The sequence below is a fragment of the Frankia sp. AiPs1 genome (assembly GCF_023716945.1).
Taxonomy (GTDB): domain Bacteria; phylum Actinomycetota; class Actinomycetes; order Frankiales; family Frankiaceae; genus Frankia.
Genome location: NZ_JAMQQF010000372.1, coordinates 1 through 5,797 on the forward strand (window position 1 = coordinate 1; position 5,797 = coordinate 5,797).

Below are 5,797 nucleotides of genomic sequence, written 5' to 3' on the forward strand. Positions count from 1 at the left end.
GGGTGGGCGTCAGCATGCCCAAAAAAGTGAAGATCGAAAATGAAGTCTGGCTTGGGAGGTTGACAGCGGGAGTCTGCGTCGTCCATGTGATCCGCAACGCGATGCGCTTCGTTTCCTACACTGACCGCAAAGCCGTCGTCCGGGCGATGAAGGAGATCTACACCGCGCCGACACTTGAGGCCGCCGAACTCGGCCTGGCCGCCTTCGAGAAGACGTTCGGCGCCCAGTACCCCGGCGCGGTCGACGTGTGGCGCCACGCCTGGGACGAGTTCATCCCGTTCCTCGACTATCCGCCCGAGCTCCGGAAAATCGTCTACACGACCAACGCCATCGAGTCAATGAACTTCCAGCTCCGGAAAATCACGAAGAACCGCGGCCACTTCCCCGACCGCGACGCGGCCATGAAACTCCTCTACCTGGGACTGCGCAACATATCGAGCCACCGAGGCGGCGAGTCCGGCACCGGAACCCACGGCTGGAAAATCGCGCTCAACACGCTGGTCAACCTCTTCCCCGGACGGCTACCATTCTGATAGCCTGAACCTGTAAGCTGATAGTTCATCTCCGGCTTACACGGAAATCGTGACAGGCTCGGGTGCACAGCTATCACGTGCGGACGCCAGCGGATGTGGCACTCCTCGCGAGCCTGGTCCGCGAGTTCGCCGGGCTGCTCACCCCAGCCGACGGCAACGACGATCTCCTCACCGCATGGATCACCACCGCCCGGGCCGCCGACCTGCCTCATCTGCACGCCTACACCCGCGGCCTCGACCTCGATCGGGACGCCGTGAACAACGCGCTCACCCTGCCCTACAGCAACGGCGGCACCGAAGGCGTCAACACCAACACCAACACCAACAAGATCATGCGCCAGATGCGCGGCCGAGCCGGCTTCTCACTCCTCCGCCACCGGATCCTGCTCGGCTAACGCACAGTCACCACCGGATGTGCGAAAGAGCCTGAGCTCGGACAGTCCCCCTGGGCCGCCCCGCCGTTGCCTCCACCTGCCTGGCGGGAGAGGCTGTCAGCGGCGCGGCATCGACCTGGCCTTGGGCCGTCAGGAGCCCCAGCGTCGTCGCATCTCCTCCAGCTCGTCCGCGCCGAACCTCCGCAGGCCCAGCATCCGGGCCATATTCGCCGACCGCCACCGCCCTCCAACGCAGAGGGGGTCGGGACCGTGCGGACGAACTCCCACAAGCAGGAGCCCCACAACGGACCTGTCGGCTCTCGCACCAAGGGCCGCGAACGACCCGCATGCCGCCCCAGCCCCAGCCGCGGCTACCGACAGAAGTCAACTGCTACAGAGCCAAAGGAGGCTCGAACCATCTACCCGGCCCGCCGACCTGCACTTTCGGGGGCACGAGCACGTCCATAGCGTGAGAACCAACCTGTTTCTGCAGATCAGGCGGTTCGTCACGCAGCGTGGTGGACCGGGCGGGGCCCGAACCCTGCCGGTGACCGACGCCCCGGTTTCGACCGGAGCAGCGGCGGGAATCCCGCCGGTTCGCGTGGCGTGCCAGGCACGCCACGCCGGACGAGACGGGAGGCTGGCGCATGACCAGTACCGATCACGAACTCGCCGATGCCGTCAGCACCGTGCGCTACGAGGTACATCGGCTGTCCGTCGCGACGGACCTGAGCTACGACGAGACGGTCCGCCGCTATGAGCAGGCGGTTCCCGCCCTCGACGAGGCACGCTTCGCCGCCCTCGCCGCGGGCGAGCCGACCTGGGACGACGTCCGGATCGCGACCGCGCCGAACGCGCCGCACGACTTCCTCCGCTACTGGCGCGGCGAGTTCACCTGGATGTTTCGGGCGGCCGGCGACGAGGGGCGGTGCGTCGAATATCTGATGGGCAACCATGTCATCGCCGAGCGGATGTTCCGCCATGACCCGGGGGTGCTGCTGCACGCCCCGCTGCGGACCACGATCCACACCGACCGGGCGGGCACGACCTGGTTCAGCGTCGACCAGCCGAGCACGCATTTCCGCAGCTACGGCAGCCGGGCGATCACGATCGTGGGCATCGAGCTGGACCTGAAGCTGGCCGCCCTGCTGGAGCACCTGGGCCTGCCCGTGCCCGCGGCGCTCACCGCCGGCCGGGTCCCCGCCCACGCCGGCTGACTCACCCGCCACCGACCCGGCACCAGCCGCGGCCATGGCCATGGCGGCGATGGCGATGGCGATGGCGCCGCCGTCAGGACAGGGTGGCGAGCCAGTTGGTCAGCAGGTGGGCGCCGGCGTCGCCGGACTTCTCGGGGTGGAACTGGGTCGCGACCAGGGCCCCGCGCTCGACTGCGGCGGCGAACGGTTCGCCGTGTTCGCCGATCGTGTCGCCGGCGTCCGGATCGGCCTTCGCCGCGTAGGAGTGGACGAAGTAGAAACGGGTGTCCGCGGCCAGGCCGGCGAACAGGGCGGACGCCGCGGGCGGGCGCACCGTGTTCCAGCCCATGTGGGGCAGGATGGGCGCGGCGAGGCGACGCACCTCGCCGGGCAGCACGCCGAGCCCGGCGGTGCGTACCCCGTGCTCGTCGCCGAGTTCGTAGAGCACCTGCATGCCGACGCAGATCCCCAGCACGGGCCGCCCCGCGGCCACCCGCTGCCGCACGACGGGCGCGGCGCCCAGCCGGTCCAGGCCGGCCATGCAGGCCGCGTACGCGCCGACACCGGGCACGACGAGTCCGTCGGCTGCCATGGCCGCGTCAAGATCGTCGCTGACCGTCACATCAGCGCCGACCCGGGCGAGCGCCCGCTGCGCCGAGCGCAGGTTCCCCGAGCCGTAGTCCAGAACGACGACCCGTGCGCGCCGAGCCGATGGCACCGTCACAGCACGCCCTTGGTGGACGGGACGCCGGCCACCCGGGCGTCGAGGGCCACCGCGTCGCGCATGGCCCGGGCGACCGCCTTGAACTGCGCCTCGACGACGTGGTGGGCGTTGCGGCCGGACAGTACCCGCACGTGCAGCGCGATCCGGGCCGACGCGGTGATCGACTCGAAGATGTGCCGGGTCAGCGTGGTGTCGTAGGTCCCGATCAGGCCGACGAGGTCCGGCTCGACGTGCACGCAGTACGGCCGGCCGGACAGGTCGACCGCGGCCTGCGCGAGGGCCTCGTCGAGCGGGACCAGCGCGTCCCCGAAACGGCGGATGCCGACCTTGTCGCCCAGTGCCTCACGCAGCGCCGCGCCGAACGCGATCGAGGTGTCCTCGACCGTGTGGTGGGAGTCGATGTGCAGGTCGCCGCGGGTGCGCACGGTCAGGTCGAACCCGCCGTGCTTGCCGAGCTGGGACATCATGTGGTCGAAGAACGGGACGCCGGTGTCGGCGGTCGCCACTCCCGTCCCGTCGAGGTCGAGCTCGACCAGCACGTCGGACTCCAGCGTCTTGCGTTCGATCCGCGCGGTGCGTGCCATCGGAGACTTTCCTCGGTCTTTCCTGGTTGCGGGTGGGAACCGGCGCAGTGGGGCGATGGCTCGGTCAGCCTCTGGAGGACAGGGTGACGACGCCGCCCGGGCCCACGTCGCTGCCGGCGAGAACCCGGCCGAGCGCGGCCAGGAACGCGTCGACCTCGGCGGGCAGCCCGGCGGTGACCCGCAGCCAGCCGGGCAGGCCGACGTCGCGGACGAGCACCCCGGCGTCGAGCAGGCCGCGCCACACCGCACGCTGGTCGGCGAACAGGCCGAAGAACACGAAGTTCGCGTCGCTGGGCGCGAGCCGCAGGCCGAGGGCCCCCAGCTCCACCACGATCCGGTCCCGCTGCGCCTTGACCGTCTCCACCGTGGCGAGCAGCTCGTCGGCATGCGCGAGCGCGGTGCGGGCGACCGCCTGGGTGAAGCTGGACAGGTGGTAGGGCAACCGGACGAGCTGCAGCGCGTCGACGACGGCGGGGTGCGCGGCGAGGTAGCCCACCCGGGCGCCGGCGAGGGCGAACGCCTTGCTCATCGTGCGGGTGACGATGAGGCGCGGGTGGCGGGGCAGCAGCGTCAGGGCGCTGGGCACCCCGGCCCGGCGGAACTCGGCGTACGCCTCGTCGACGACGACCATGCCGCTGCCGACGCGGGCCATCGCCTCGCAGGCGGCGACGACGACGTCCAAGGGCAGGGCCGTGCCGGTCGGGTTGTTCGGCGAGCAGAGGAACAGCAGCGCCGGGCGATGGCGCTCGACGGCCTCGGTGACGGCCTCGGCGGACAGGGTGAAGTCCGCGGCGCGCTCCTCGCGGACCCACTCGGTCGCCGTGGCCAGGGCGATGAGCCGGTGCATCGAGTAGGACGGTTCGAAGCCGACCGCGACCCGGTCGGGCCCACCGAACGCCTGGCAGAGCTGCTGGAGAATCTCGTTGGAGCCGTTGGCCGCCCAGACCTGGGCGGTGTGCACGCCGAACCCGGCGTCGGGGGTCAGGTAGTAGGCGAGGTCGGCGCGCAGGGCCTCGGCGTCGCGGTCGGGGTAGCGGTTGGCCTCGGTGGCGACGAGGGTCGCGGCCTTCCCGAGAGCGTCGACCAGACCGATCGACGGCGGGTGCGGGTTCTCGTTGGTGTTGAGCCGCACCGGCACGTCGAGCTGCGGCGCCCCGTAGGGGGACAGCCCGCGCAGGCTGTCGCGCAACGGCAGCCCGTCGATGTCCAGCGGGCGCCAGGGCCGGTCGTCCCCGGCGGGGCCGGCCTCGGCGAGGTGGGACGCCTGGATCGTCATCGGAATCGAGCCTCCACGGCGTCGGCGTGTGCGGTGAGATCCTCGGCCCCGGCGAGCGCGGCGAGGCGCGGGGAGACTTCGTGCAGCGCGTCGCGGGTGGACTCCACGACGTGGACCTGGCGTTGGAAGGCGGCCACGGCCAGGCCGCCGGAGTGGCGCGCCGTCCCACCGGTGGGCAGGACGTGGTTGGACCCGGCGAGGTAGTCACCCAGCGGGACGGGGGCGTGGGGGCCGACGAACACCGCCCCGGCGTGGCGCACCCGGGCGGCGACCGCGGCCGCGTCGGCGGTGTGGACCTCCAGGTGCTCGGCCGCCCACGCGTCGGCGACCGCGAGGCCGGCGTCGACGTCGGCGACGAGCGCCACGGCGCCCTGGCCGGCGAGGGCCTCCTCGACCCGCTCGCGGTGACGGGTGGCGGGCACCTGCTTGCCGAGCTCGATGTCGACGGCGTCCGCCAGCTCCACCGACGAGGTGACGAGCAGGCAGGCGGCCATCGGGTCGTGCTCGGCCTGGGCGATGAGGTCGGCGGCGACGAAGGCCGGGTCCGCGGTGGCGTCGGCGAGGATCGCGACCTCGGTGGGGCCGGCCTCCGCATCCACCCCGACCACGCCGCGCACCAGCCGCTTGGCGGCCGTCACGTAGACGTTGCCCGGACCGGTGACGACGTCGACGGGCGGGCAGCTCGCGGTGCCGTAGGCGGCCATCGCGACCGCCTGGGCGCCACCGGCGGCGTAGACCTCGTCGATCCCGAGCAGGGCGCAGGCGCCGAGCACGACCGGGTGCGGCAGGCCGTCGTTGTCCCGCTGCGGCGGGGAGAACACGGCCAGGGAGCCGACCCCGGCCTCCTGGGCGGGCACCACGTTCATCACGACGCTGCTGGGGTAGGCGACCCGCCCGCCGGGCACGTACAGCCCGACCCGCTCGACCGGCACCCAGCGCTCGGTGACCGTCAGACCCGGCCCGACCTCGATCGTGACCGCCTCGCGCAGCTGCGCACGGTGCACCAGCCGGCTGCGGCGGATCGCCTCGACAAGCGCGTCGCGCACGGCCGGATCGAGGGCGGCGGCGGCGTCGTCCAACGCCGCCCGCGGCACCCGCAGGCTGGCCGGC

Annotated in this window: 6 protein-coding genes and 1 pseudogene; 3 read left to right on the top strand and 4 right to left on the bottom strand. The window is 72.0% G+C overall.

Annotated elements, in window-relative coordinates; genetic code table 11:
- The 3 genes and pseudogenes from ND748_RS23175 to ND748_RS23185 form a co-directional block, all read left to right on the top strand.
- Window positions 1-533 (top strand): transposase (locus ND748_RS23175; RefSeq protein ID WP_308205707.1); only part of this gene is annotated, 533 nt, incomplete at its 5' end.
- Window positions 534-637: 104 nt separating this feature from the next.
- Window positions 638-928 (top strand): annotated as a pseudogene (locus tag ND748_RS23180) (transposase); the annotation flags it as partial.
- Between the two features lie 626 nt (window positions 929-1,554).
- On the top strand, window positions 1,555-2,124 hold the full coding sequence (locus ND748_RS23185; protein ID WP_251748074.1) for a hypothetical protein: 570 nt from the start codon (window positions 1,555-1,557) through the stop codon (window positions 2,122-2,124).
- Window positions 2,125-2,197: 73 nt separating this feature from the next.
- Here ND748_RS23185 and hisH read toward each other — a convergent pair whose 3' ends face one another.
- The 4 genes from hisH to hisD all read right to left on the bottom strand — a co-directional run.
- Window positions 2,198-2,827 (bottom strand): imidazole glycerol phosphate synthase subunit HisH, encoded by a 630-nt coding sequence (hisH, locus tag ND748_RS23190; RefSeq protein WP_251748075.1) that lies wholly within the window; start codon window positions 2,825-2,827, stop codon window positions 2,198-2,200.
- Complete coding sequence (gene hisB / locus ND748_RS23195) at window positions 2,824-3,411, bottom strand: imidazoleglycerol-phosphate dehydratase HisB (RefSeq protein ID WP_251748076.1); 588 nt, start codon at window positions 3,409-3,411, stop codon at window positions 2,824-2,826. The genes hisH and hisB overlap by 4 nt, the downstream gene beginning before the upstream one ends.
- 64 nt (window positions 3,412-3,475) lie before the next feature.
- Entirely contained in the window at window positions 3,476-4,687 is a 1,212-nt protein-coding gene (locus ND748_RS23200) for a histidinol-phosphate transaminase (protein WP_251748077.1), read from the bottom strand.
- The coding region (gene hisD / locus ND748_RS23205; RefSeq protein ID WP_251748078.1) for a histidinol dehydrogenase at window positions 4,684-5,797 on the bottom strand (1,114 nt) is incomplete at its 5' end. The genes ND748_RS23200 and hisD, both read right to left, overlap by 4 nt.